Raw genomic sequence first — 592 nt, forward strand, 5'->3', positions numbered from 1 at the left:
GCTCAACGGCTAAGCCGTTCGATTTAAGTGCATCGTTGGTGTTGAATTCCGTTGGTTCAATGCGGAAACGAACCACATCATCACTTTGGTTGGTGAAAGTGATAGTTTGCGTTTGACTGACTGCGCTACCACTTGGCGATGAGCCGTCAGTTAAATCAGCTTCTTCAAGTACAACGCTCGGTACCGAGTCGATAGTCGGAATGTCACCATCAGTGATCGTCAATGTTACGGTTGAAGTCACCGGATCATTATCAAAATCACTTGAAGTCACCACAATCGACTTCACGATATCTTCACTTGTCGTGTGGTCTAAATTACGATTTGGCTCAAATCGCACTTCACCTTCAAGGGTGATAAACAGTTCGCCTTCCGTGAAGCTGAATTGCTGTTCGCCGGTATCATTTTGGTCAAGCGTTCGTAGCTGACCGTCATAAGTGAACTGAGTGATCGTCGCACCATCGGCACTTTGGTTTGGCATCACATCAATGGTGTTGGTTGTGATTGTGCCGTCGGCAAGATTTGGTTCGATGATATCTAACGTACCGTCTTGCATGATTTGGACATCATCACCAATGGTCACATTCAATTGAGA

General features: G+C 45.8%; 1 protein-coding gene. It reads right to left on the reverse strand.

The genetic code is table 11. The features are described from left to right. Window positions 1–580 (reverse strand): hypothetical protein (locus FQP90_RS23040; RefSeq protein WP_208760076.1); only part of this gene is annotated, 580 nt, incomplete at its 3' end. Window positions 581–592 lie beyond the last annotated feature (12 nt).

Source organism: Paenarthrobacter nitroguajacolicus (genome assembly GCF_007786235.1).
GTDB lineage: Bacteria > Actinomycetota > Actinomycetes > Actinomycetales > Micrococcaceae > Arthrobacter > Arthrobacter nitroguajacolicus_A.